This is a genomic window from Stenoxybacter acetivorans DSM 19021, assembly GCF_000745895.1.
In the GTDB taxonomy this organism is placed as follows: domain Bacteria; phylum Pseudomonadota; class Gammaproteobacteria; order Burkholderiales; family Neisseriaceae; genus Stenoxybacter; species Stenoxybacter acetivorans.
This window is the reverse complement of sequence record NZ_JQKE01000026.1, coordinates 573-26,994: the sequence shown is the minus strand read 5'-3', so window position 1 is coordinate 26,994 and position 26,422 is coordinate 573. Positions and strand designations below refer to the sequence as shown.

Genomic DNA, 26,422 nt, shown 5'->3' with positions numbered 1-26,422 from the left:
TTTTACGACGCTGTTAATAAAGCGTTGATGATGTCTTGCGCACCGTCCTCACTCAATTGTTTGGCAACGGCGCGCCCCAGCGCATCGGCATAGGCAACGGGTGCTTGTGCTGATGCCGTGAGTGTGCGTGAACCGTCGGGCTGCCCCACCAAACCGCGCAAAGTAAGTATGCCGTTTTCTTCAGTGCAAAAACCCGCCAGCGGCACTTGGCAGCTACCGCCCAACGCCCGTGCCAAAGCGCGCTCCGCCAACACGCATGCAGCGGTTTGCGCATGATTTAAAGGTTGCAGCAAATCGAATAAATCCGTGCGCGTATCGGCAATTTCAATACCCAACGCCCCTTGCCCAACAGCGGGCAAACTCTCATTAGGCGGCAATAATGTACGAATACGCTCATGCAATGCCAGCCGATCTAAACCGGCAGCGGCAAGAATAATCGCATCGTATTCACCTTCGTCCAATTTACGCAAACGGGTTTGTACATTGCCGCGTAGCGGTTTGATTTGCAGATGAGGGAACGCGGCGCGAATTTGTGCTTCGCGGCGCAAACTCGCTGTTCCCACCACCGCATCTGTTGGCATTTCAGCCAAAGAAGCATATTGATTGGACACAAAAGCATCAAACGGATTAGCACGCTCGGTAATCGCAGCCAATGCAAAGCCTTGCGGCAAATCCATGGGAACATCTTTAATGGAATGCACTGCCAAATCAGCACGTCCTTCTTGTAAGGCTTGTTCCAGCTCTTTAATAAACAAACCCTTGCCGCCAATTTTAGACAATGTTTTGTCTAAAATCTGATCACCTCGCGTGGTCATGCCCTCAATGCGCACCCGCATATTTGGGTACAGGGTTTGCAAACAGGCTTGAATGTGTTCGGCTTGCCACATTGCCAGCAGACTTTCACGGCTGGCAATCACTAATTCTTCGGGATATTGAACAGGAGTATTGGACATGACAATGCGGTGAATAAAAAATGGCAGTCAGTTTACCATATTCACATACATCCCGCCCGCGAACCGCATTGCTTTGAATTTCAGGCAGCCTGAAACTATTGATTGGCTTCAATGATACGACATTGATTAAGATTGATAATTTTATTTTTAATGCCCGTCAATTGGCAGGAAGACAGCAAAATAACCGCACCTTCTTCCAAATGATTGGCATCGGCAAATTTTTGAAATGACCGTGCATCAACATTGGTGATTACCGTGAAATCAGGCTCTCCGCTTTGCAGCATCAGGGTGTTACTGTTGCTGAACACGCCATAAACCACGCCCAAAACCGATAAGGTTTTACCCGTTAAGGCTTCAAGGGTTGCATCAGCACTTTCTTTATATGCTTTGACAATATTGTTCGGCGTAACAATATAAGGGCTTTGCGGCGTACCGGCTCGGTGGGTCGTGTTGAGGTATTTTTTCAACAATGCCTGTGCCGTTCCGCCAACAGACAACGCTTCCACGCCAACATCAGAAGCATAAACCGCAGATACCGCCGCATCTTCGTGTGATTTTGCAGCAGGTGCTTGAGAAGACGGTAACACGAAAAAGAAAACAACGGCTGCCGACATCACAATCACGCCGCCAATCACCAATAAGCGAGAAGAGACGTTACCTTCAGATGCCGGCTTTTTTGCCGTGGATTTTTTCTGTTTCATTGCCGATTAATTTGCCTATAAAACCAATTGAGAAAATAACAATATAATAATAACAATTTATAATATATTACCATACTCAAAATCAAAGTATCATCGCAATTAAAGCAAGCAACGTGCCAACGTTTACATTATCAGCCATCATTCAACATATCCCCTGCGCTGCTTTTAACGGTTTTCACTTTATGGTTTTTTGCCCGATTCCGCCGGCCTTCTTTGGGGTCAATTAACAACGGGCGATACACTTCCACCCGATCAAATTCATGCAAAACCACATCATCGGCGATTTTCTTGCCGAAAATCCCAATCGCGGCTACCTGAAAATCCACATCAGGAAAATTTTCAGGCAACCGCGATTGCAGCACCGCTTGCCGCGCACAAGTACCCGCCGCTACTTTCAGACAGCACAAAACCTGTTTCTGCGGCGAAGCATAAGCCACTTCAACTTCAAGCATTTGCTTATCCATAACGCCGATCTGCCTCTTGAATAAACGCATCTACCAAACTTTCGGCAATGCGGTTAAAAACAGGCGCAATCAGCGCAGACAGCAAACTGCCGGCAAATTCATACTGTAAATGAAAATCCACCTTACAACCCAAATCACCCAGCGAAGTAAACCGCCAAGTGCCGCTTAATTGTTTAAAAGGTCCCGTCAATAAATCCATACGAATCTCCGTGGGCGGTGTATTGTGGTTGCGCGTACCAAACGATTGCTTCACTTTCATATAATCCATGTGCAGCACCGCTTCCAGTACATTATCTTCACGCTTTAATACATCTGCACAACTGCACCACGGCAAAAACTGCGGATAATTCTCAACGGTATCCACCAGTTCAAACATTTGCTGCGTACTGTGCAACACCAGCACATTTTTGCTAATGGTTTTAACGCTCATGGCCACGCAATACCCAAAACAAGACTCTGTAATTTTAGCACAGCATTGTTTTATTCATGTTATTAAAGAAATCCGCTAAAACTCTCTAAACAACCGATTTTCAGTGCTTTTCAACCCGAAAAAGAAACAGTACAGCCTTATCTTTTCATTTCTCCTTAACCTTCCTCAAGCCAAAACGCGTCTGATGCGTTATATTACGCGTTATCCTTGCTCCATTTTTTCGTGTGCCGTAATGAATGTGCTAACCCTGCTGCGCCCTGCCTTGCTGACTGACTGCGAAGATATTTTCAATGCGCATCAATACGCCGTGCGCTATACCTGCGCCCGCAGTTACAACACCGAAATTTTATCGGCGTGGTTGGATTTACTCAGCCCCGAAAGTTACGCTGAAACCCTGTCTAATCCCGATAAAACCTTGTGGGTAATCGAATTCAAAAATCATATTCAAGGTTTTTTTCAATTGGATTTCTGCCAAGCTCAGCTTGATGCTTTATATGTACACCCCTTTGTCCACAATTTAGGCTTAGGCACAGCCCTGCTGCATTGTGCCGAAAAACAAGCACAGCAAGCACAATTGGGCATGATGAAACTGTATGCTTCCCTTAACTCCATTCCCTTTTATGAAATCAACGGTTTTGAATCTTTGGGTGAGTGCGTTTTGCCTTTAAACAAAAAAGTGGCAGTGGATTGTTTACTGATGCGTAAATATTTATGGTAGCCCATTTTTAAACAAACACTCTGTTATCTAACTGCTTTTTAAGGCAATATATTAAGGTAGCCTAAAAAACAATTGCTGTTATTGCGCCGCATCAAAGTAACACATTTGCCGCAATATCGGGTTGCATGACCATTCTGTATTTTGGCTGTAACATATCTGAAATACCGTCCAAAACAGTGTATTTGCCGAAAAAATCAACAACCCACCAACATTCAGGAAACCAAAATGACCGCATTCACTCAAATAATTTTATTTACCGACACCAATGGCTATGCTCGTTTTCGTGAAGAAACCATTGAATTAAGCGAAGGCACAGAAGCTGCCCGCCTATCTCCGTGGCAAGCCGCCGAAGGTTTGCAGCTGCGCCAAAGCCCCGTGGGCTTTAAAAGTGATTTTCACTGCACCGGAAAACCACAATGGCTGTTTGTGTTGCAAGGCATCATGGAAATTGGTCTGCGTGATGGCAGTGTTCGCCGATTCAAAGCAGGTGAACATTTTTATTCTGCCGACACCTTACCCTCAGGCGAAACATTTAATCCTGCCATTCATGGTCATTGCAGCCGCCAAATCGGTGATGAACCTTTAATTACCGTATTTGTGCGCAGCTGAAATAATATAATCAGGCTGCCTGAAAATCGTTTCAGGCAGCCCAATACCAATATATCCACAACCCAATAACCCACAAAAATAACCCGTTATCACATCAATTCAGCAATACAATGCAAACAAAAAAACAGCACTTGTATTAACACAGTGCTGTTTTTTTGAATTGGCAAGATGAACACATCATTGCTGTTTATTCGCTGATTGTTTCACCCGCCGCCGCTTTTGGCTGCGCATCATTAACGGCCTGAGCAACATCGGTTTTCGGGGTTTTCTTATTTTGCTGCATGGCAGGATTCTGCTTGGCGATTTCCTGTTCCTCCGGTGATACCTCACCCTTAAATCGGTTATTCAAATCAAAGCGTTTGCCGCCGAGAGCCAAAGATTTGATGTAGCGCGGGCGGCGGCAATGATTGGCTAACACACGAGCAATCAGCGAAACATCGTATTGCGGCAACGCTTCTGCCAAATCTTTATCAATCCCCACAGCCAAAGGCTTAAACCGCTTAAACACTTCATATTTATTATAAATGTGTTCGGCAATCATCTCCGTTTGCTTTTTTTTACTCATGGTTTGTACGGCAGACTTCAATGCCTCGCCTAAGGCAGTTTGCTGATTCATATTTGTATTGTCTTTCATGACACACCGTATAGATATTAATTATTGTTTTAAATTTATCAATGATAGCATAGGCAAAGACATTCAACCATAACGCAGCTCCATATTCAAACAACATACTCTTTAATTGTGTATTAAGTGTTGCACCATCATGCAAATTCTGCTTACCTTGCCTGTTTTTTGGTATGATGTACAAGTTTTGTTAAGTTTTGGTAAACCGCAATAGACACCAATTCATCATTAACAATCACTAATGAGAAAATTTTTGTTTCATCTATATCAGGAGCATTTTTATGAAAACACCCGTACGTGTTGCTGTTACCGGCGCCGCCGGTCAAATCGGTTATGCCCTATTATTCCGCATTGCCAGCGGTGAAATGTTGGGCAAAGATACCCCCGTTATTTTGCAGCTTCTGGACTTGCCTCAAGCCCAAAATGCCGTTAAAGGCGTGATGATGGAATTGCAAGACTGTGCCTTTCCGCTGCTGGCAGGCATGATTGCCACCGACGACCCGGAAGTCGCATTTAAAGATGCTGACATCGCCATTTTGGTGGGTGCACGCCCACGCAGCAAAGGCATGGAACGCGCTGATTTATTGTCAGCAAATGCCGAAATTTTCACCGTTCAGGGTGCGGCATTAAACAAAGCGGCCAGCCGCAATGTTAAAGTATTGGTGGTAGGCAACCCCGCTAATACCAATGCCTATATCGCCATGAAATCTGCCCCCGATTTGCCGGCGAAAAATTTCACCGCCATGCTGCGTTTAGACCACAACCGCGCCTTGAGCCAAGTGGCGGAAAAAACAGGTAAAGCCGTCGGCGACATTGAAAAACTGTGTGTTTGGGGCAACCACAGCCCCACCATGTATGCCGACTACCGCTTCGCCACCATTAACGGTGAAAAAGTAAAAGACCTGATTAACGATCAAGATTGGAATGCCAACGTCTTTCTGCCCACTGTCGGCAAACGCGGTGCAGCCATTATTGAAGCGCGCGGCTTATCTTCCGCCGCCAGTGCCGCTAATGCCGCCATTGACCACATCCGCGATTGGGTCTTGGGTACTCACGGCAAATGGGTAACCATGGGCATTCCCTCCGACGGCTCTTACGGCATTCCCAAAGATACCCTGTTTGGTTTTCCGGTTACCTGCGAAAACGGCGAATACACCATTGTGCAAGGTTTGGATATTGACGCATTCAGCCAAGAACGCATCAATGTAACCTTGAACGAACTGGAAGAAGAAAAAGCAGGCGTGGCGCATTTATTAAAATAATCCCCGCCCGCCGATAAAACAGGCTGCCTGAAAAACTTCAGGCAGCCTGTTTTAACGTTTGATGGGTGAGTACCGCTTTTCATTCCTTTCTACCATACAGGGCTTAATTGTTTCGGATTGCTGCGTGATGAAAAAGAAAGCAGTTCAGCTGTGTTTTTGGACAGCGGCTAAACCCGCAGGCAATGAAAAAACGCTTGCTGTATCAGCCGATGCAAGGGTTTACGTAGTAAAATATCAACAATATCGGTGTTTTCCCGAACCAACACAGATTGTTATCTGTGTCTTTTTTGTATTGACTCTGTATTGATTCAATCGAATATCAAAATTAGGAGAGAATATGTTTGCATTTGCACAAGCACCGCAAAGCGGGTTGCGTGAGGCAATTACCCGCGCATACCGCCGCGATGAGGCTCAAACCGTAAATGATATGCTGCAACAGGCACAAATGTCGGTATCGGAAAAAGAAGAAGCCGATAAACTGGCGCGGCGTTTGGTTACCCAAGTGCGCCAAAATCGCAGCAAATCTTCCGGTGTGGACGCGCTGATGCATGAATTTTCTCTGTCAAGTGAAGAGGGCGTTGCTTTGATGTGTTTGGCGGAAGCCTTGCTGCGCATTCCCGATAAAGCAACCCGCAATAAATTAATTCAAGACAAACTATCGGGCGGCAATTGGAAAAAACATTTGAATCACAGCCCGTCTTTGTTTGTCAATGCTGCTGCGTGGGGCTTGCTGATTACAGGAAAACTCACCACACGCAGCGATGAGCAAACCTTGAGTGCCGCATTAAACCGTCTTTTGGGTAAGGGCGGCGAGCCTTTAATTCGTCAAGGGGTGGATTATGCCATGCGCTTGCTGGGTAAGCAGTTTGTTACCGGGCAAACCATTGAAGAAGCATTAGAAAACGGCAAACAGCGCGAAGAAATGGGCTATCGCTTTTCGTTTGATATGCTGGGTGAAGCGGCATTGACTCAAGCCGATGCCGACCACTATTACCAAGATTATGTCAATGCCATTCATGCCATCGGCAAGCAAAGTGCAGGGCGCGGGGTTTATGACGGCAACGGTATTTCAGTAAAATTATCCGCGATTCACCCGCGCTACAGCCGCGCCCAGCATGAGCGGGTGATGAATGAATTATTGCCGCGCCTGAAAGCGTTGTTCTTACTCGCCAAACAATACAATATTGGTTTGAATATTGATGCCGAAGAAGCCAACCGCTTGGAATTATCGCTGGATTTAATGGAATCTTTGGTAGGCGATGCGGATTTAAAAGGCTTTCAGGGCATTGGCTTCGTGGTGCAGGCATATCAAAAACGCTGCCCGTTTGTGATTGATTATTTAGTGGATTTGGCGCGCCGTCATCAGCAGCGGCTGATGATCCGTTTGGTAAAAGGTGCGTATTGGGACAGCGAAATAAAATGGGCGCAGGTGGACGGCATGGACGGCTATCCGGTTTATACCCGCAAAGCCTACTCTGACGTATCGTATCTGGCATGCGCACGCAAATTATTGGCGGCACAAGATGCGGTATTTCCGCAATTTGCCACCCACAATGCCCATACGCTGGCGGCAGTATATCAAATGGGCATGGGTAAAGAATTTGAGTTTCAATGTTTGCACGGCATGGGAGAAACCCTGTACGACCAAGTAGTGGGCGAGAAATATTTAGGACGCCGCGTGCGTATTTACGCGCCTGTCGGCACACATGAAACCCTGTTGGCGTATTTGGTGCGCCGCTTATTGGAAAACGGCGCAAACTCTTCATTTGTCAATCAAATTGTGGACGACAATGTCCATATCGAAGATTTGGTGCAATGCCCGCTGGATTTGGCGGCAGGCTACGGCGGACGGGCGCACGCCGCTTTGCCGCTTCCGCGTCATCTTTACGGCAATGAACGCTTAAATTCGATGGGCTTGGATTTAAGCAATGAATTGGTATTGCAGCAATTGCAGCACAACTTGAACGCTGCCATGACCGAACCCATTCAGGCGGTCTCTTTATTGGCGGTTGCCAACCACGCGGATACGACGCATTTGGTGCGCAACCCCGCCAATCATGATGATGTGGTTGGTGAAGTGGTATTCAGTTTACCAAGCGCAGTACCGTCGGTGATTGATGCCGCGCTGGCTGCTCAAAGTGACTGGGCAGGCAAATCTGCTGCCGAGCGCGGTGATTGCCTGCGCCGTTTTGCCGATTTAATGGAAGAAAACACGGCAGATTTAATGATGCTGGCAGTGCGTGAAGCGGGCAAAACCTTAAGCAATGCCATTGCCGAAGTGCGCGAAGCCGTTGATTTTTGCCGCTATTACGCCCAAGAAGCCGAACAAACCTTAACGGCTGATGCAAAACCTTTGGGAACAGTGGTTACCATCAGCCCGTGGAATTTCCCGCTGGCGATTTTTATCGGGCAAACCGTTGCCGCTTTGGCGGCGGGCAATACGGTGATTGCCAAACCAGCAGAACAAACCGGCATCATTGTACATTATGCGGTAAACCTATTGCATGAAGCGGGCGTGCCGCGTGATGTACTGCAATTGATTTTGGGTGCGGGCGATGTGGGCGCGGCACTCACCCAAGATACGCGGATAAACGGTGTGATTTTCACGGGATCAACCGAAGTTGCCAAACTCATTAACCAAAACCTTGCAAAACGCGAAGACAACCCCGTATTGATTGCAGAAACCGGCGGGCAAAACGCAATGATTGTGGACAGCACCGCCTTGGCAGAGCAAGTATGCACCGATGTATTGAATTCTGCCTTTGATTCGGCGGGGCAGCGATGTTCGGCACTGCGGGTATTGTGTTTACAAGACGACATTGCCGATTCTATGCTTGCCATGATTCAAGGTGCAATGAATGAATTGCAGGTGGGTAATCCGATGCTGCTGAAGACGGATATTGGTCCTGTCATTGATGCCGAAGCACAGCAAAATTTGCTGGCACACATTGAACGCGTAAAAAGCACTGCCAAAACCGTTCACCAAGTACCGATTGCAAACGCCGCCGCCAACAGCACTTTTATTGCACCCACTTTATTTGAATTGAATAATCTGGACGAATTGCAGCGCGAAGTATTTGGCCCTGTATTGCATGTGGTGCGCTATGCCGCCGATGATTTGGATAAAGTCATTGATCAAATCAACGCCAAAGGCTATGCGCTCACTCACGGCATTCACAGCCGCATTGACAGCACCGTTGCACACATCAGCGAACGCATTGAAGCGGGCAATATTTATGTAAACCGCAATATTGTCGGTGCGGTGGTGGGGGTGCAGCCGTTTGGCGGTCATGGCTTATCCGGCACAGGACCCAAAGCGGGCGGTCCGTTTTATTTACAACGCTTGGTGCACTGCCGCCACTGGCATATGCCTGTATTAACGCGCATCGGCAAACCCGATACCCAAGCACTGAATGTTTTGAGCGAAATCATCAACGAAATGGGGTTCTCCCATGCTGACCGCTTGGATTTAGCGGCAATTGAAGGTAAAACCAAAATACAAACCCTGCGCGGTGCGGAATGGGTATTGGACGGACCAACCGGTGAGCGCAATACCCTGCAATGGCATGCCCCGAAAAAAGTATGGCTTTACGGCGGTGATTTGAAACAATCGGTTGCGGTGCTGATTGAATTGGCGGCGGTAAATATTCAAACCTATGTTACTCCCAATCACCCGTTGAGCCTGTGGCACGATCATTTGGGCGATTGTCTGCACGTCAGCCCTAATCCCGCACACGAAAGCATCACCCACGCCGTTCAGCTTGAACCGTTACCACTGCCATTAAAAGCGGAATTGGCAAAGCGCGACGGCGCAATTATGCATTTGGTAAACGCTCAAAACGGCTTGGACATTCTGCGCTTGTATCAAGAAATCAGCATCAGCGTAAACACCACAGCTGCGGGCGGCAACGCCAGCTTAATGGCAATGTCGGAGCTGTAAAACGCCCGTACCAAAACCAATCATAGCAAGGAACAACATAATTCACTGATGCTTTTTTAAAAAAGGTTGTGAATATCCTTTTTCTTGATTGGGGCTTTGAGCCAAATGCGGTGTTGCTGTTTAGCCACATTTTTGACACAACAAAGGCTGCCTGAATATTCAGGCAGCCTTTTTATTTAACGCAGCAATCACAGAAAATTTTCTATTCAATCGCTTTGATTCAATTACGGATATTGTTTATTTCCGAGTGTATTTCAGCATCAACCACAGCCACGCCAGCACTGCCGTAAAAAACAAGGCACTCCAAGTCGGCAAAGACAAGCCAAATAAACGCAGAACTTCACCGCAATTGCCCGTACCCCGAATAATCGGCTCATACCAATGAAACAGAGGTGCGTCCTGTAAGCGGAAAGTCCACGGTGCACCGCACGAAGGCTGCTCGGTTATCGGCAGGCTTTGAATATATATTTGATACAAAGCCACACCCAAGCCGCCAATCGGCACTAGGCTGCTCGCCATCGCAGCCACACCGCGGAATATCGGTTTTTGCAGCGGCAACAGCAAGCACAATAAAGCAATTAAACCCGTGAATATCACCGCTACGCGCTGCACAATACACAAAACACACGGATTCATGCCTTGCACATACTGCAAATAACATGAAACCATAACAGCGGCAACCGTCATTAAAAATACGAAAAATAAAGCCTTGCGATATGTCATCATGTTCTTCCTTAAAGTTGGCAAAATGATACCTTATTGCCCCGCTACCGTCATCTTATCTACCCAAACCGAACCGATTTTATTGGCACTGCGTTTCAACGCATCGTTTGCCGCGCCTTGCAGCCCCAGAAACATGTCTTGCAAGCGTGAGGCAACCGTGATTTCCTCCACAGGATAGGCAATCTCACCGTTTTCCACCCAAAAACCCGCCGCACCGCGCGAATAGTCGCCGGTAATGCTGTTTACGCCTTGCCCCATCAGCTCGGTTATCAACAAGCCGCTGCCCATTTCGCGCAATAAATCGGCTTGTGCCGCATGGGTATGGTTCATGTGTAAATTATGGACGCCGCCGGCATTGGCAGTGGTTGTCATGCCCAATTTACGCGCACTGTAACTGCCGAGAAAATAGCCTGCTACTGTGCCGCCGTCAATCACGGTGCGGTCATGTGTTGCCACGCCTTCGGCATCAAAATAAGTACTGCTCAATGCCCGCGGCAAATGCGGCAATTCACGCACATTTACCCACGATGCCAAAACCATTTTACCCAAGCTGTCGGTTAAAAAACTGGCTTGCCGATACAAAGCACCGCCGCTTAATGCGCCCACCAAATGCCCCAGCAGGCTGCCTGAAACGGTGGCGTCAAACACCACAGGGTAATTGCCTGTCGGTATCGCGCGAGCACCCAATCGGCGGGCAGCGCGCTGTGCCGCTTGTATGCCGATGCTTTCTGCATTGGTTAAATCTTCACGTGCGCGCGCGGTGTCATACCAATAATCACGCTGCATGCCGCTTTCATCTTCCGCCACCACGCTGCATGAAACACTGTGGCGGCTGCCTTGTTTGTGTGCCAAAAAACCGTAGCTGTTGCCGTAAACATACTGGTAATGGTCGGTTTGCACGCTTGCACCTTCAGAATTGCTGATGCGAGAATCGGCAGCCAATGCCGCCGCTTCAGTGCTTTTTGCCAAATCAATGGCATCTTCCGTCGGCAAAATCCACGGGTGATACGCATCGGTGTCGCCGATATTTTTTGCCATGAGTTCGGCATCTGCCAAGCCCGCGCATTCGTCCTGCGCCGTATAGCGGGCAATGTTCAAAGCCGCTTGAACGGTTTGTGCCACGGCATTGGCAGAAAAATCAGCAGTGCTGGCGCGTCCTTTGGCTTGCCCCACGTAAACCGTAATATCCAGCGATTTATCCTGCTGATATTCAATCTGCTCCACCGCTTGTTTGCGCACTTGCACCGATTGACCAACCGATTCGCTGACATCGGCTTCCGCCGCCGTAGCACCGTCTCGTTTGGCTTGATTTAAGACGGATTCACATAAATTTTTTAATTCATCTGCTTGATGATGAAACATAAATGGCTCATTTCCGAGTAATGCGTATTATTTTTTTGATTATTTTTAACGTTATGATTTTAAAGCAACGCCCTGCAGCATCACTTCAGCATGGCACTTAAAAATGCTTGTGTGCGTTTGTGCTCCGGATTGGCAAAAAAATCACGGGCATGATTACGCTCCAACACCACGCCGCTGTCCATAAACAACACGGTATCCGCTACTTCGCGGGCAAAACCCATTTCGTGGGTAACCACAACCATGGTCATTTTATCTTCAGCCAGCTTTTGCATGGTTTTTAATACTTCTCCCGTGAGTTCAGGATCAAGTGCCGACGTGGGTTCATCAAACAGCATAATATCCGGCTGCATCGCCAAAGCACGGGCAATCGCAACACGCTGTTTTTGTCCGCCCGACAATTGCGATGGATAACAATCCTGTTTTTCAGCCAGCCCCACTTTATTTAACAAATTTTGCGCCAGTGGAATAATGTCGTTTTTGTTTTGTTTTTTTACGGTTATCGGTGCTTCAATGATGTTTTGAAGCACGGTCATGTGCGGGAATAAATTAAACTGCTGAAACACCATGCCGATTTTGGCGCAAATGCGTTTAATGTCTTTGTCGGGCGCATAGCGGCTTTGTCGGTTTTCATCTTGGCGCACCAAGTAATCGCCTTCAATGGCAATGCTGCCCGAGTGTATGGTTTCCAAATGATTTAAACAGCGCAGTAAAGTAGATTTACCTGATCCGGATGAACCGATAATTGCCACAACTTCCGAAGGTTTTACTTGCAAATCCACGCCTTTTAATACTTCCAAGTGTCCGAATGATTTGTGAATTTGGCGCGCATCTATCATTAAATCAGTCGTCGTAGCGTGCATAGCGTCGCTCCATTTTTTGGAAAGCCCAAGTCAAAATCAGCGTCATGATGAGGTAAAACGCCGCAGCAACCACAAACGGAGTAACACTGAATTCACGGTAAACAATTTGAAAGGTTATCTTCATCACGTCTTGCAGTGCCAATACATAAACCAAAGACGTGTCTTTCACCAATGTAATGGTTTCATTGCTCAAAGGCGGCAAGATTTTTTTCCACATTTGCGGCAAAACAATACGGCGCATGGTTTGGCTGTAATTCATGCCCAGTGTTTTAGCGGCTTCGTATTGCCCTTTGCCGACGGATTGAATGCCGCCGCGGAAAATTTCGGCAAAATAAGCGGCGTAATTAAGCGAAAAAGCCACCACGGCGGTGGGAAATTTTTCCAGCCGAATATCAATTGCCGGCAAGGCAAAATAAACAAAAAACAATTGCAGCATCAATGGTGTGCCGCGCATTAACCAGATATACGCATTAACGGTGTAATCCAATATCTTGATTTTCGACAAGCGCATCAATGCCAGTATCAAACCCAAGGGGATTGACAGCAATAAGGTAACGGCAAATAAAGACAGCGTTACTTTCACGCCTGTCCACATCACCGGCAGTATTTGCAACAAATAATCCATTTGGATTTCCAACAAAAGAAGAACCTGTATTCACATTTTGCCAACCGGAATACAGGTTTTACGGCTACCTGAAAACATTCAGGCAGCCTGATTTAAGTCAGTTTAATTATTTAACAATGTTTTTACCAAACCATTTATCGGAAATTTTGGCAGATGCACCGTCGGCTTTCATGTCGTCCAAAGATTTTTGGATTTTTTGCTGCAATGCCGCATCTTCCAAGCGGAAGCCCACACCGTATTCTTCAGTACCAAAATTGTCTGCCAATACAGTGTATTCAGCCGGTTTTTTCGCCACATAATAGCGGCCAACCACTTCGTCCACCACCACGGCATCGGCACGTTTCGCACCCAAATCCATTAACGCCATAACATTGTCGCCGAATTTTTTCAATTCTTTAAACGACTTGGATACGTCATCGGCATTGACTGCATCTACCGCGCTGCTGCCGTCCTGCACCGCCACCACTTTACCCGCCAAATCGGCTTTGACTTTAATCGGTGAATCTGCGCGAACCACAATGATTTGGTGGTTTTCCATATACGGATTGGAGAACAAGATGTTTTGCTTACGCTCTTCTGTGATGGTTAAGCCGTTCCACAGCATATCCACGCGGCCGCTTTTTAATTCCGCTTCTTTGGCACTCCAATCAATTGGTTGGAATGTAGCGGTTAAACCGGCACGTTGGGCAGCTTCACGTGCCATGTCAATGTCAAAACCAACGATTTCATTGTTGTCATCACGAAATCCCATAGGCGGGAAATTGTCGTCCAAACCGATAACCACCTCAGACGCGACAACAGGAGCAGACGCGGCAGAAGCAGCGGTAGCCTCGGCGGACGCCGCCGGGGTGTTGTCGGCAGGTGCGCCGCCGCAGGCAGCCAATGTTAAGGCAGCAACAGTACCGCCCAAGAGAGAACGAAGCATTTTTTGCATGGCAGAAATCCTTGTGTATGGCTGAAACATTAAAAACTTGTACACCCTGTTGTGTTTTCGCAAGCAGTGCAGCAATTAATTGCATCTGAATGCTTGAAATGAATTCACGGGTTGGCTGTACAAATAATTGCTATTTAGCGGTGTTAAACAAATCGAAATAAAAGAAATTCGAATTCTACTTGATTTAAGCGGTTTGTTGTTGAATGGCTTCCAATTCTTCCTGCCACATCAGCCAATTTTCCTCTGCCGATGCCAATCGGTTTTTCACTTGTGCCAAATCATTGAGATATTGCTTTAACTTATCTTTATTTTCTTCGCGGTACGCCTCTTCGCTTGCCAGAAAAGTTTCATATTCTGTCTGCTGCGTGTGCCATGCCGCCATATCGGCTTCTGTTTTGGCAATTTTTTGCTGTATGGGTTTGCTTAAACGAGACAATTCTTGCCGCATTTTCGCTTCCGCGCGTTTTTGCTCCTTGCGGCTGTTTGTATTGTCATTTGATGCTGAATCAGCGTTTTGCTGCTGTGTTTCTTTTTCTTGATTTAAACGCCATGTTCGGTAATCGTTTAAATCGCCGTCAAATATTTTCAGGCAGCCTTGATTAATGTGCAAAAAACTGTCGGCAGTTGCTTCCAGCAGACTTCTGTCGTGCGACACCACAATTAAAGCACCCTGAAAACTTTGCAATGCCACCGTCAAGGCGTGGCGCATGTCTAAATCCAGGTGGTTGGTGGGTTCGTCCAGCAGTAATAAATTGGGTTTTTGCCACACAATCATTGCCAATGCCAGCCGTGCTTTCTCACCGCCCGAAAAAGGTTCAATGGATTGCGACGCCATTTCACCCGCAAAATGGAAACCGCCCAAAAAATTGCGGATTTCTTGCTCACGCACCAAAGGCGATAATTGCTGAATATGCCAAATCGGCGATTGGTCTTCACGCAAAGTTTCCAGCTGATGCTGTGCAAAATAGCCGATATTCAGCTTTTCAGCACGGATAATCTGCCCTGATAAAGGTTTCAGGCGGCCTGAAATGGCTTTAATTAAAGTGGATTTACCGCTGCCATTCACGCCCAATAAACCATAACGCGCACCGGATTCCACCGACAATGATATTTGCCGTAGCACACTTTGCCCGTTGTAACCCAAATCCACATGATCCAGCTTCAATAAAGGATTGGGTAAATGTTCCGGCGCGGTAAATTCAAAGCTGAATTCGCTGTCTAAGTGCGCCGGCGCAATGTGTTCCAATTTTGCCAAGGCTTTCATTCGGCTTTGTGCTTGCGCGGCTTTGGTGGCTTTGGCTTTGAAGCGGTCAATAAATGATTGCAAGTGCTTGATGTGCGTCTGTTGTTTGACATACGCCGATTGCTGCTGCGCCAATCTTAATGCCCGCTCTTGTTGATAAAAATCATAATTACCGCCGTAAAGCGTGAGTTTTTGCTGCGCCAATTCCACGGTTTGGGTGGTAACGGCGTTCAAAAAATCGCGGTCATGAGAAATAATCAATTGGGTGGCATTTAAAGACACCAGATGATTTTCCAGCCACAGCACGGTTTCCAAATCCAAGTGATTGGTGGGTTCATCCAACAGCAATAAATCAGCGCGGCACATCAAAGCTTGCGCCAAGTTCAAGCGCATACGCCAGCCACCACTGAATGCTTTTACGGGAAAACCATGCTGTTCTTGACTGAATCCCAAACCGGTAAGCAGTTTGGCAGCACGGGCAGGTGCGCTGTAGGCATCAATTTCTTCCAATTTGGCATGGTATTCGGCTTGCTTCATGCCGTCGCCGTCTGCTTCCGCTTGCGTCAAGGCTGCCTGAAAATCTTGCAATGCCGCATCGCCTTGCAATACATAATCCAAAGCACTGATGTCCAACGCAGGCGTTTCCTGCGCCACCGCCGCCATTTGCCAATGTTTGGGCATACCCACTTCACCGCCGTCTTGGCTGATTTCACCTTTCAGCAACGCAAATAAGCTGGATTTACCGCTACCGTTTTTACCAATAATCCCCACCCGCTTGCCGGGCGCAATCATGACATTGGTTTGATTAAGCAATACTTTTGTACCGCGCTGAAGTGTGAGGTTTTTGAGTTCGATCATCTTTTAAGCGCTTTAATTTTTTTGTGTTGTCCATCTATTTTGATTTTTTTCACTTCTTCCAAATTTAAACATTCAATCAACTCAGCTACCCACATTTTTCCAAGATCAATAGATAATTCTTCCAATTTCTCTCTCAATTTTTTATTTTTAAAATGTTCGATAAATTCAGATTTAAATTTTCCTACACTACGGGCATGATTAAAATGCTGATTTAATTTATCTTGTTTACAATTACAAGCCTTACACAATTCATCTTCAAAGTTTTTATTCTGCTGCAATAAAAAAACACGATTCCCACTAATTTTCTGCCTAATAGATTTTAAATTACTCAAAAATCTTGCGTAATTATCAGTTACATCAGTATCAAAAATAATGATAAGTTCATCATTATTCTTTACAGAAAGGGCAATATTATTAATGTCTTTTTCTTTACAATCCCATAAATTAATTTTTTTCGTTTGCCCTTGATAAAATACTTTCCAAAATGCTTGCTCTGTTTCACCCTCCACAAGAATAATCGTTGCCATTTATCACTCTCCAAAGATTAATTCATCGAGTATTTCCATGTCGGGGATAGTATGAAAATAATCATTTTTAACATAGTTAAGTAATTTTCTGTCGTTCTTTTGAAACGTATGATCAGGATGAATAATTTCTGTATTATGCATATCTTTTTTCATAAACAAAAAACTATGGACAGGTAAATTTAAATCCAAAATATCGTAATTGTGAGTGGTGTAGAAAAACTGTGCGTACCTACCCAATTTACTGATAATCAAAGTAACCACAGCTTGCTCTAAATGAGAATTACTGTATGCCATTTTTTCGTCCAGAAAAAAAGTACCAATTTGATATTCATCAGGAACTTTAGAATCAGAACTATTCATGATGCGGTTAATAAAACCAGCAACTTGCAATATTTCAAAAGTACCTTTTGAAAACCGATTAGGATCAGTCATTACTTGACAATCATCATCAATTTTAGCTTTATCACCATTGGCAAAAATAACTTCGCAACCCTCATTGAGTCTAATAATCTTCCCATTAACTTCAACTTCTTTAAAAATAGGGTTTACCTTACTAACTGACGGATCAAATATTTTCAATAATTTTCCTAATAAATCAACAGAAAATTCATTTATTTTTCCAGATGAACTACCAGTTTCATTTTCAGAAACTAAAAAATACCAATTTTGTTGAATATTTTTATTTATAAGTTGCTCATATACTTCATCAAGAGAAGTTTGTTCACTATTAATGTATGTCCCGCCTTTTTGTTTTTCTTCAATATCTTTCAGTTTTTGCTTTGCCTTTTCTGCGCTGTCATTTCCATTTATTTTTGTGGCAACATAGAATAAGGTTTTCAATGAGTTTACGCTATTACTCGCAACCTCAATCTTAACTCGATGAATTTTTTGATCAGAAAGTGTAACAAAATCCAGTTCCAATAAAGCATTTCTCTCTTTATCGAAAACCCCTGAGACAATATCAGAAATGGTATTGTTTTTTCCTGTTATGAAATTCAAAAAATAACACAATACCTTACCCAATGCCGTTTTACCACTGGCATTTGTTCCTGAAATAATGCAAACTTTTTTAAAATAAAACTTAGGTGCAAAATCCAAAAATTCACCATCAATGGTGCTGTTTGTTTTTTTTCTGCTATAGGTGAAATCAATTTCTGTATTTTGAAAAGAATACAGATTATCAATTTTTATCCGAGTGATGATCATTTTAAATTCCAGATGTTGGAAGTTTTCTCAACCTGCTCAGTGTAGCTGAATATGGAAAAAATCACCAGTTTTTCAGGAAATCTTTCATTGGTTTATGTGCATCTTAGCTTCTCAATCACCAACAAAATCGGCGGTTGATTGCGTTGATTGATAAACCCATATTGCAATACCGAAAATGCTTGCTGCGGCAAATTTTGCGCCCACTGCAACACCGCCGCGCTTTCTGCTGCGCCTGCAAAATGCCCCGGGTACAGTACCGCACTGACAACCCCGCCCACCGCCAACAGTTTCAACGCCGACTGCAATGCCGCAAGGCTACTGTGGGTTTGGGTGCTCAATTGCTTATCGCCGCCGGGCAGATAGCCAAAGTTAAACATCACGGTGGCAATATTGGGCGGTACATACTCTGCCAAATCCGCATGAGACGCATGAATCAATTGAACACGTTTTGCGAGCTTGGCTTGCTGCAATCGCTCTTGTGTGCGCTGCAAAGCAATTTCTTGAATATCAAACGCATAAACTTGCCCGTATTCACCGACATACTGCGCCAGAAATACCGTGTCATGCCCATTACCTGCGGTGGCATCAACCACAATATCGCCCGCTTGTACATGGCGGGACAATAAGCTGTGTGAAAAAGCAAGGCTGTTTTCTAAAAGCATGGTTTTGTTTCGCGCTTGGCTTGATTTTTATTCACCACAATAGCGGTTTAAACCAAGCCAACAGCACAATGGCGGCAAAACAGCACATTGCCATGCCATAGGCAAATAAACCGCGTTTACTGCGCGGCGCAATACGCAATGCCAGCGCACCCCAAAGTACATACAGCACCAAAAAAATCAGTTTCACGCCCAGCCAGTTGGCGTTAACAAATGGTATCCAGCGCGTGAGATGAATCAGCCACAAGCCGGTTATCAGCAATAAAGTATCGTTTAAATGCGGCAAAATACGCAGCAATTTGGGCAAGGGTTTGGCGGGCATTGCCTGTCTCAGACCCACGCGCAGATTGAATAAAATAAAAGTGAATGCAACAAAAGTCAGATGACCGTATTTAACGATGAGGTACATCGTGTGTCTGTAAAAGAGATAAACAGGCTGCCTGAAAAATGCCGATGCAGGCGCGGTCATTCATTTATTGCCGTTCAAGCAAATGAAACAGCAAATGCCATGCTTTATTTTTTATCATAAAGCATTTGAATTTTTCGGCATTTTAATTAGAGAAACAAACTTTTAATCGTACTTGGCAACCGTTTCGACGGCAATTTCTGCCACTTTATCAGCACTGTCCGGCTGCGCCAGCGTTCTGGCTTGAATTGCCCACTGCAAACATTGTTCCCGCGTTAAGCCGCCCAAAACTTGTGCCAATTTTTGCGCGGTTAATTGCGCCTGCGGCAACAGCAACCCTGCACCCGCTTGTGCCAGATAGCGGGCATTGGCGGTTTGGTGATCGTCCACAGCAAAAGGAAACGGCACAAGCAACGCACCTGCGCCGGCAACGGTTAATTCGGCAATGGTTAATGCGCCTGCGCGGCACAGCAATATGTCGGCATCGCGATAAAGTGCCGCCATGTCATCAACAAATTCCACACACAACGCTTCCACACCCACCGAATGATAACGTGCCTCTACGCCTGATAATCTGCCGCGCCCTGTTTGGTGTAAAACTTGCGGGCGTTCGTTTTCAGGCAGCAATGCCAAGGCTTCAGGCAAGATTTGATTAAGTGCGTCCGCACCCAAACTGCCGCCGAGCACCCGCAAACGCAGCGCGCCTTCGCGATTGGCAAAGCGAACAGACGGTTCGGGCAATGCGGCAATATCCGCACGCACAGGATTGCCCACCCACTGCCCTTTTTGTTGGGTAAAAACCTGCGGAAACGCACACAATATTTGATTGGCCAAATGCGACAATACTTTATTCGACAAACCGGCAATGGCATTTTGTTCATGAATAATCAGCGGAATACCTGCTAATTTTGCCGCGATGCCGCCGGGAAAGGTAACAAATCCGCCAAAACCAATCACCGCATCGATGCGATGCTGTTTAATCATTTTCAAGGCTGCCTGAACGGTTTTCCATAAGGTAAACGGCAGCATCAGCTTGCGTTTTAAACCATTGCCGCGCACACCTTTGATTGCCAAAGTTTCCAAGTGAATATCATATTGCGGCACAATACGCGTTTCCATCGCATCTTCACTGCCGAGCCAAATCACGTGATGACCGCGTTTGCGCAGTGATTGGGCAACCGCCAAAGCGGGAAAAATATGACCGCCGGTGCCGCCCGCCATCAAAAGAAAAGTTTTACCGTCCATTTACGCGTTCTCCGTTTTTCAAGAGCTGCCGAACACCCAAAACTCACACCCGAAAACCGCGAATCACCATGCGATTTTCGATGTCCACCCGTATCAGCAGCCCCAAAGCAATCAACATCATCACCATAGAAGAGCCGCCGTAGGAAATCAGCGGCAAGGTTAAGCCTTTGGTAGGCAGCAAACCCATATTCACGCCGATATTGAAAAAACTTTGCACACCCACCCAAATGGTTACACCGTAGGCAAGCAAAGAACCAAACAGCTGTCCCAAATTATGCGCCTGTCTGCCAATCGCCGCCGCACGCCAAACCAGCCAGCCATAGCACATTGCCAGCAATGAACCGCCGATAAAACCCAATTCTTCGCTGATAATGGCAAAAATAAAATCAGTATGCGCTTCGGGCAGGAAAAACCGCTGCCCGATGCCCGCGCCCAAGCCCATGCCTTTCCAATAGCCGCGCCCGATTGACATCAGCGATTGCGACAGCTGATAACCGGTGTTCAAAGGGTCTTGCCACGGGTCAAGAAAAGTGCTGACCCGCACCAGCCGATAAGGCTCGCTGACAATCAATGCAGCAATAACAAGCACACCCAGCAATACGGTTAAACCAAACCATTTCCACGGCAAACCCGCCAAAAACAACAAACCCACGGCGATAATACTGATAACCACCACCGAACCCAAGTCCGGCTCACGCAGCACCAGCCACAAGCCCAGTCCGATCGGCAGCATCACCCACCACACGCGCTTTAACCGGCTTAATTCATGCACCCGCCGCATAATAAAACCCGACAAATACACAATCACTGCCAATTTAAACACCTCGGAGGCTTGAATATTCACCGGTCCCAAGCGCAGCCAACGCCGTGCACCATTAACCTCTGTACCGATAAAATATACCAACGCAAGCAGCAACAAGCTGCACACCAACACCATAACAGAGCGGCTGCACCAAATCTTCAGCGGAATTTTGGTTGTTACCCACAGAAAAAACAAGCCAATACATAAAAAAGCACCGTGCCGTATGGCGTAAAAATACGCATTACCTCTATCTGCCAGCGCGTAAGCCGATGATGCGGAATACACCATCACCCAGCCAAAACCCAGCAGCAATAAAACCATCCAGACCAGCGACACATCAAAAGTATTGCCGCGGTATAAAAGTTTGCGTTCAATCGGTTGCGGCGGCGGAATAATCATCATTTTCAGGCTGCCTGTAAGCGGTAAACCGCTTCAATAAATACTTGGCTGCGGTGTGCATAATCACGGAACATATCCATACTGGCACAAGCGGGGCTGAGCAAAACGGCATCACCGCTTTGTGCCAGCCGATAAGCACGTTCAACAGCGGTTTCCAAGCTGTCGGCATATTCAATCGGATACCCTTCGCCGTTTAATACCGCGCCGATTTGTGCGGCATCTCGCCCGATCAACAATACTGCCCGTGCCTTATGGCGCAATGCCGCCGCCAACGGCGTAAAATTTTGCCCCTTGCCCAAACCGCCTGCAATCAACACCAGCGGCATATCAAATCCTTCAATCGCGGCACAAGTTGCACCAACATTTGTGCCTTTGGAGTCGTCAATAAAACACACACCGCCGATGTCTGCCACTTTTTCCACACGGTGCGGCAAGCCTTTAAAATCGCGCACATGACGCAATAACGCATCACGCGGCAAGCCGATGGCTTCGCACAAAGCCAACGCCGCCAACACATTGGCAGCATTGTGCCGCCCCTGCAAAGCCAATTCATTTTGCGGCAGCAACATATCTTTATCGGCAAATAATGCACCGTCTTGCCAATAATAATCTGTTGTTTCTTTCAGAGAAAACCATTTCACCGTGCGGTCAGGGCGTTTCATGGCACGGCAAAATACATCATCGGCATTCAACACCTGTACGCCTTGTCCGCGAAAAATACGGTCTTTGGTGTGGGCGTAGTCCAATAAATCATCGTAGCGGTCTAAATGATCTTCGGAAATATTCAATACCACCGCCGCATCGGCGTTGAGATTTTCGGTGGTTTCCAACTGAAAGCTGGATAATTCCAACACCCAAACATCGGCCGCTTTGCCCTGCCTTGCCAGATAAGCATCTAAAACCGGTGTGCCGATATTGCCCGCGGTTACCGTATCCAGCCCGCAGCGTTCACACAAAAACCCCACCAAACTGGTGGTGGTGGTTTTGCCGTTCGCCCCGGTAATGGCAATCACTTTGCTGCCGCTGCCAATAAGCAAATCCGCCAAAATGGCGACATCGCCGATAATCTGCCCGCCCGCTGCTTTAAACGCCGCAAAAACAGGCAACCGTTCACTCACACCCGGGCTTAACGCCAATATGTCAAATTGGCTTAATAATTCGTTATTCAGGCTACCTGAAAATAATGGTACGGCAAACTGCTGCTGCAATGCCTCACGCCGTTCTTCGCTCAAATGTTCATCATAACCTGCCGCCTGCGCTTCTGTTTGCGCTAAAAACGACAACAGCGACACACCTGTGCTGCCCAGCCCCATAACCAATACTTTTTTATTTTGCCAAATCATCATTGTTTTATCACCCTGTCGCCCGCTTTCAGCCGATCTGATGTATTTGCTTTTACTGTGCGAAACCACTCATCATTTCATTATCGAAAAGCAAAACCAATTATTTAAGTTATTTTTTAAAATTTTTCATCTTAAAAAGCAACTTTATTACCAACACACGCTGATGCGGCATTGTTTTTCTGAGAAGCTGAATATTGTACCCGCAAACCCCATTTCTGCCGACTATCACACACCGTTCACCAATCAATTACCAATCAACAAGCCGGCAGCAACCGCAGCAAAAACACTTTGATTTTTGTGGTTTTCCTGAGCTATTTTCTTTACACTGCCATTCAAAATTGCCGATAATAAACAGCCATTGACACAGCCGCTGCCAAGCCATATCGCTTGTTATGGCGAACACCGCCAAAAAATCTTTACTCAAAAACAGCAAGCTGTATTTAAAATACCCAAAACAAATACAACGGAGAAAACATGAGTCTGAATTTAATGCACGAACAAGCCCACTTGGTGGCTGCCACCATTTTAGACGGCTTCAATAAACACTACCGTATGTTTCGCGCCGCCAGTTCGCAGGCGAAAGAATTGTTTGAGCAAGCCGATTGGCACGGCATTCAACAGTTGGTTGCCGACCGTATCCAAATGTATGACGACCGCGTGCACGAAGCCATTGAAGTATTGCGCCGCGAGGTCATGGCAAATCTATTGAGCGATGACGTCTGGGTGTTGGCAAAAATCGAATACATTGCCTTATTGGTTAATCACAAACAACCGGAATTGGCAGAAACTTTTTTTAATTCCGTGTCCACACAAATTCTGGACAAAGAGTATTACAACAACCAATTTATCTTTGTTAAACCGGCAATTTCCACCGAATACATTGATTCCGAACCGCATACCTTTAATGCATTTTATCCCAATGAACAAGGTTTAAGAGGCTGCCTGAAACGGGTTTTCCGCCAGTTTAACTGGCAAATCCCGTTTGTGAATCTGGGGCGCGATGTTGCCAATATTCTGCGCGCCGCCAAACAACGCATGCGCGGCGATTGGCCCTTAGGCGAATTGAATTTGCATTTACAAGTATTGAACAGCGCGTTTTACCGCAACAAAAGCGCGTATGTATTCGGACAAATCATCAACGGCAATGTGCGCTACCCTTTTGCTTTTGCTGTTGTTCACGGCAGCTGTGATGACGGTTCACCCGGTTTGTTTGTTGATGCCGCGCTCTTCGATGCGCAGCAAATCGGCGTATTGTTTTCGTTTGCCCGCGCTTATTTTCTGGTAGACATGCCCGTGCCTTCAGGCTATGTACAGTTTTTACAAACCATGCTGCCCACCCGTTCGGTTGGCGATTTATACACCATGCTGGGCTTACAAAAACAGGGTAAAAATATTTTTTACCGCGAGTTTCATCGGCATCTGGAATATTCGTATGACCAATTTATTCTGGCACCGGGCGTAAAAGGCTTGGTAATGAGTGTATTTACCTTACCCTCATTTCCCTATGTATTTAAAGTCATTAAAGATAAATTCGGTCCCAATAAAGATTTTGACCGCGATTATGTACGCGAAAAATACTTACTGGTAAAACGGCACGACCGCGTTGGCCGCATGGCTGATACACTGGAATTTTCCAATGTCGCCCTGCCCAAATCTCGCTGCCACCCGGATTTATTGCAAGAACTGCATACACTCGCACCCACCCAAATTGAAGAAACCGACGATTTATTGATTGTAAAACACGTTTATATCGAATACCGACTCAAACCATTGAATTTGTTTATGCAAATTGCCGATCCGCAAGCCAAAGCCGCCGCCGTTATTGATTATGGCTACGCACTCAAAGAGCTTGCCGCCGCCAATATTTTCCCCGGAGACATGCTCTACAAAAATTTTGGCATGACGCGCTTTGGACGCGTGATTTTCTACGACTACGACGAAATTGAATACATGACCGACTGCAATTTTCGCGCCATTCCCGAAGCACCCAATCCCGAATACGAAATGTCGGGAGAAGTGTGGTATCCCGTGAATAAAGGCGATGTATTCCCTGAAGAATTCGGCCCCTTCCTTTTGGGTGAACCTGATGTGCGCCAAGTATTTTTGCAACACCACCGCGATCTGCTCACCCCTGAATTTTGGCAGCAAAAAAAAGAACGTCTTCAAGCGGGTATTCTGGAAGATTTTTTCCCCTATCCGCAGTCTGCCCGCTTTTACGTGTGTACCGTGCAAACTGATGCTGCCGATAAACCGGACGTATAAAAAACATTAACTCATAAATCAGTAATTTCACCCATTGTTACCTTATGGAACAGCTTGAATTTTTCACCATTCCCAACCCATGCAAAGGCGTTTGTGATACCAACCCCAAAGGCTTTTGCAAAGGTTGTTATCGTCGGCGGGAAGAGAGGCAATATTGGTTGAAATTCAGTGATGCAGAAAAACAAAAAATTTTGCGCCTGTGCCGGCTGCGCAAAAAGCGCGATTTACAAGAACAAACAAGGCAGCAGCCAATATCCGCAGACAACACCTCGCCGCAAAATAGTTTTGAGTTTTAAGGAAAAAGCATGATTAGCCGTTTAACCGGAATTTTGATTGAAAAACAACCACCCAAAGTACTGGTGGACGTGCAAGGTGTTGCTTACGAAATCGACGTATCCATGCAAACCTTTTATGCCTTGCCGCCATTGAATGAGCGCGTACAACTCCACACCCAGCAGATTATTCGTGAAGATGCCCATCTATTATTCGGTTTTATTGAACGAGCAGAACGTGAAACATTTCGCCAATTAATAAAAGTATCGGGCATCGGCGCGAAAATTGCCTTGGGCATTTTATCGGCAATGAACAGCGCGGAATTGGCGCAAGCCGTGGCAAATGAAGACATCAAACGCCTGTCTGCCGCACCCGGAATCGGCAAAAAAACCGCCGAACGCATGATTTTGGAACTGCGCGGTAAATTAACGGATTTTTATGTGCCGAACCCCGAACAAGCAACTTCATTCATCAACCAACACGATGACATCATCAATACCTTACTGGCTTTGGGCTATACCGAACGCGAAGCACAAGCAGCTTGCAAAGGGCTGCCTGAAAATATTGATGTGAGTGAAGGTGTACGGCAGGCTTTGAAAAATATGCTGAAATAGCTCACAAGTATTTATAAAGATGAGCAAATCATTTTCGGAAAAACAAAACCAAATGAACAGGATTAATTATTTTTGGAATCAGAAAGCGACATTTAGTTTGGCAGTTTAAATTGAATGGTTTATCTGGGGTCTGTAGGCATTTAGCAACATGGTTCATAATAAACAAATAGATAGATTAGAATTGACCAATATTCAATGAAAAAAAGTAGAACCTTTTATGCCTTGGAAAAGCAATAGAAGGGGCGAGCTTCGTTACTTTCCTGTTTTTCATAAAATTTCAGACAGCCACCGATAGATAATCATAGGCTGCCTGAAAAAACCTGCTTCTGCCGCAATCAAATGCAGCAATCAAATGCAGCAATCAAATGCAGCAATCAAA

At 46.0% G+C, this 26,422-nt stretch carries 25 protein-coding genes; 7 read left to right on the top strand and 18 right to left on the bottom strand.

Annotated features, from left to right (window positions below):
• Window positions 1–2: 2 nt before the first annotated feature.
• The 4 genes from hemC to Q384_RS04870 form a co-directional block, all read right to left on the bottom strand.
• Window positions 3–953 (bottom strand): hydroxymethylbilane synthase, encoded by a 951-nt coding sequence (gene hemC / locus Q384_RS04885; RefSeq protein ID WP_037586320.1) that lies wholly within the window; start codon window positions 951–953, stop codon window positions 3–5.
• Window positions 954–1,048: 95 nt separating this feature from the next.
• Entirely contained in the window at window positions 1,049–1,654 is a 606-nt protein-coding gene (locus tag Q384_RS04880) for a hypothetical protein (protein ID WP_037586319.1), read from the bottom strand.
• 131 nt (window positions 1,655–1,785) lie between these two features.
• Window positions 1,786–2,106, bottom strand: coding sequence for an RnfH family protein (locus Q384_RS04875; RefSeq protein WP_051940480.1), 321 nt, complete (start codon window positions 2,104–2,106; stop codon window positions 1,786–1,788).
• Between the two features lie 4 nt (window positions 2,107–2,110).
• On the bottom strand, window positions 2,111–2,548 hold the full coding sequence (locus Q384_RS04870) for a type II toxin-antitoxin system RatA family toxin (protein WP_037586318.1): 438 nt from the start codon (window positions 2,546–2,548) through the stop codon (window positions 2,111–2,113).
• 232 nt (window positions 2,549–2,780) lie between these two features.
• Between Q384_RS04870 and Q384_RS04865 the strand changes: the two genes are divergently transcribed.
• Together Q384_RS04865 and Q384_RS04860 are read left to right on the top strand one after the other, a co-directional pair.
• Window positions 2,781–3,266 carry a GNAT family N-acetyltransferase gene (locus Q384_RS04865; protein ID WP_037586338.1) on the top strand — a complete coding sequence of 162 codons (486 nt, stop codon included), beginning with the start codon at window positions 2,781–2,783 and terminating at the stop codon, window positions 3,264–3,266.
• Between the two features lie 225 nt (window positions 3,267–3,491).
• Window positions 3,492–3,875: a cupin domain-containing protein gene (locus Q384_RS04860; RefSeq protein ID WP_037586317.1), complete on the top strand. Its 384-nt coding sequence runs from the start codon at window positions 3,492–3,494 to the stop codon at window positions 3,873–3,875.
• A gap of 187 nt (window positions 3,876–4,062) precedes the next feature.
• Here Q384_RS04860 and Q384_RS04855 read toward each other — a convergent pair whose 3' ends face one another.
• A complete protein-coding gene (locus Q384_RS04855; RefSeq protein WP_037586316.1) occupies window positions 4,063–4,491 on the bottom strand; it encodes a ProQ/FINO family protein in 429 nt (142 codons plus the stop codon).
• Window positions 4,492–4,781: 290 nt separating this feature from the next.
• Here Q384_RS04855 and Q384_RS04850 point away from each other — a divergent pair, with 290 nt between their 5' ends.
• Window positions 4,782–5,762, top strand: a complete 981-nt coding sequence (locus Q384_RS04850) for a malate dehydrogenase (protein ID WP_037586315.1) — start codon at window positions 4,782–4,784, stop codon at window positions 5,760–5,762.
• Window positions 5,763–6,099: 337 nt separating this feature from the next.
• A complete protein-coding gene (gene putA, locus Q384_RS04840) occupies window positions 6,100–9,702 on the top strand; it encodes a bifunctional proline dehydrogenase/L-glutamate gamma-semialdehyde dehydrogenase PutA (protein WP_037586313.1) in 3,603 nt (1,200 codons plus the stop codon).
• 237 nt (window positions 9,703–9,939) lie between these two features.
• On the opposite strand, the gene Q384_RS04835 is transcribed toward putA, so the two are convergent.
• From Q384_RS04835 to murD, 13 genes are all read right to left on the bottom strand, one after another.
• Window positions 9,940–10,428 (bottom strand): disulfide bond formation protein B, encoded by a 489-nt coding sequence (locus Q384_RS04835; RefSeq protein WP_037586312.1) that lies wholly within the window; start codon window positions 10,426–10,428, stop codon window positions 9,940–9,942.
• Between the two features lie 30 nt (window positions 10,429–10,458).
• Complete coding sequence (gene pmbA / locus Q384_RS04830) at window positions 10,459–11,787, bottom strand: metalloprotease PmbA (RefSeq protein WP_037586311.1); 1,329 nt, start codon at window positions 11,785–11,787, stop codon at window positions 10,459–10,461.
• 80 nt (window positions 11,788–11,867) lie between these two features.
• The gene (locus tag Q384_RS04825) at window positions 11,868–12,647 is read right to left on the bottom strand and encodes an amino acid ABC transporter ATP-binding protein (RefSeq protein WP_425423473.1); all 780 of its coding nucleotides are present in this window, start codon (window positions 12,645–12,647) and stop codon (window positions 11,868–11,870) included.
• Window positions 12,628–13,272: an amino acid ABC transporter permease gene (locus Q384_RS04820; protein WP_037586308.1), complete on the bottom strand. Its 645-nt coding sequence runs from the start codon at window positions 13,270–13,272 to the stop codon at window positions 12,628–12,630. The genes Q384_RS04825 and Q384_RS04820 overlap by 20 nt, the downstream gene beginning before the upstream one ends.
• 106 nt (window positions 13,273–13,378) lie before the next feature.
• On the bottom strand, window positions 13,379–14,206 hold the full coding sequence (locus Q384_RS04815) for an amino acid ABC transporter substrate-binding protein (protein WP_051940475.1): 828 nt from the start codon (window positions 14,204–14,206) through the stop codon (window positions 13,379–13,381).
• A 184-nt stretch (window positions 14,207–14,390) separates the two neighbouring features.
• Window positions 14,391–16,307: an ATP-binding cassette domain-containing protein gene (locus tag Q384_RS04810; protein WP_037586306.1), complete on the bottom strand. Its 1,917-nt coding sequence runs from the start codon at window positions 16,305–16,307 to the stop codon at window positions 14,391–14,393.
• Window positions 16,304–16,834, bottom strand: coding sequence for a hypothetical protein (locus Q384_RS04805; RefSeq protein ID WP_037586305.1), 531 nt, complete (start codon window positions 16,832–16,834; stop codon window positions 16,304–16,306). The genes Q384_RS04810 and Q384_RS04805 overlap by 4 nt, the downstream gene beginning before the upstream one ends.
• A gap of 3 nt (window positions 16,835–16,837) precedes the next feature.
• The gene (locus Q384_RS04800) at window positions 16,838–18,040 is read right to left on the bottom strand and encodes an AAA family ATPase (RefSeq protein ID WP_037586304.1); all 1,203 of its coding nucleotides are present in this window, start codon (window positions 18,038–18,040) and stop codon (window positions 16,838–16,840) included.
• A 92-nt stretch (window positions 18,041–18,132) separates the two neighbouring features.
• Window positions 18,133–18,702, bottom strand: a complete 570-nt coding sequence (gene mnmM, locus Q384_RS04795) for a tRNA 5-(aminomethyl)-2-thiouridylate-methyltransferase MnmM (RefSeq protein WP_037586303.1) — start codon at window positions 18,700–18,702, stop codon at window positions 18,133–18,135.
• Between the two features lie 31 nt (window positions 18,703–18,733).
• Window positions 18,734–19,168, bottom strand: coding sequence for a SirB2 family protein (locus tag Q384_RS04790; protein WP_245608507.1), 435 nt, complete (start codon window positions 19,166–19,168; stop codon window positions 18,734–18,736).
• Between the two features lie 102 nt (window positions 19,169–19,270).
• On the bottom strand, window positions 19,271–20,350 hold the full coding sequence (gene murG, locus Q384_RS04785; RefSeq protein WP_037586302.1) for an undecaprenyldiphospho-muramoylpentapeptide beta-N-acetylglucosaminyltransferase: 1,080 nt from the start codon (window positions 20,348–20,350) through the stop codon (window positions 19,271–19,273).
• 43 nt (window positions 20,351–20,393) lie between these two features.
• Window positions 20,394–21,554, bottom strand: a complete 1,161-nt coding sequence (gene ftsW, locus Q384_RS04780) for a putative lipid II flippase FtsW (RefSeq protein WP_245608506.1) — start codon at window positions 21,552–21,554, stop codon at window positions 20,394–20,396.
• Window positions 21,555–21,556: 2 nt separating this feature from the next.
• Window positions 21,557–22,894, bottom strand: a complete 1,338-nt coding sequence (murD, locus tag Q384_RS04775; protein ID WP_037586330.1) for a UDP-N-acetylmuramoyl-L-alanine--D-glutamate ligase — start codon at window positions 22,892–22,894, stop codon at window positions 21,557–21,559.
• 474 nt (window positions 22,895–23,368) lie between these two features.
• Between murD and aceK the strand changes: the two genes are divergently transcribed.
• Genes aceK through ruvA form a run of 3 tightly spaced genes read left to right on the top strand, consistent with a single transcriptional unit; the run spans window position 23,369 to window position 26,043 of the window.
• Window positions 23,369–25,156 carry a bifunctional isocitrate dehydrogenase kinase/phosphatase gene (gene aceK, locus Q384_RS04765; protein ID WP_051940473.1) on the top strand — a complete coding sequence of 596 codons (1,788 nt, stop codon included), beginning with the start codon at window positions 23,369–23,371 and terminating at the stop codon, window positions 25,154–25,156.
• A 44-nt stretch (window positions 25,157–25,200) separates the two neighbouring features.
• Complete coding sequence (locus Q384_RS04760; protein WP_037586299.1) at window positions 25,201–25,452, top strand: DUF1289 domain-containing protein; 252 nt, start codon at window positions 25,201–25,203, stop codon at window positions 25,450–25,452.
• Window positions 25,453–25,461: 9 nt separating this feature from the next.
• Window positions 25,462–26,043, top strand: a complete 582-nt coding sequence (ruvA, locus tag Q384_RS04755; protein WP_037586298.1) for a Holliday junction branch migration protein RuvA — start codon at window positions 25,462–25,464, stop codon at window positions 26,041–26,043.
• Window positions 26,044–26,422 lie beyond the last annotated feature (379 nt).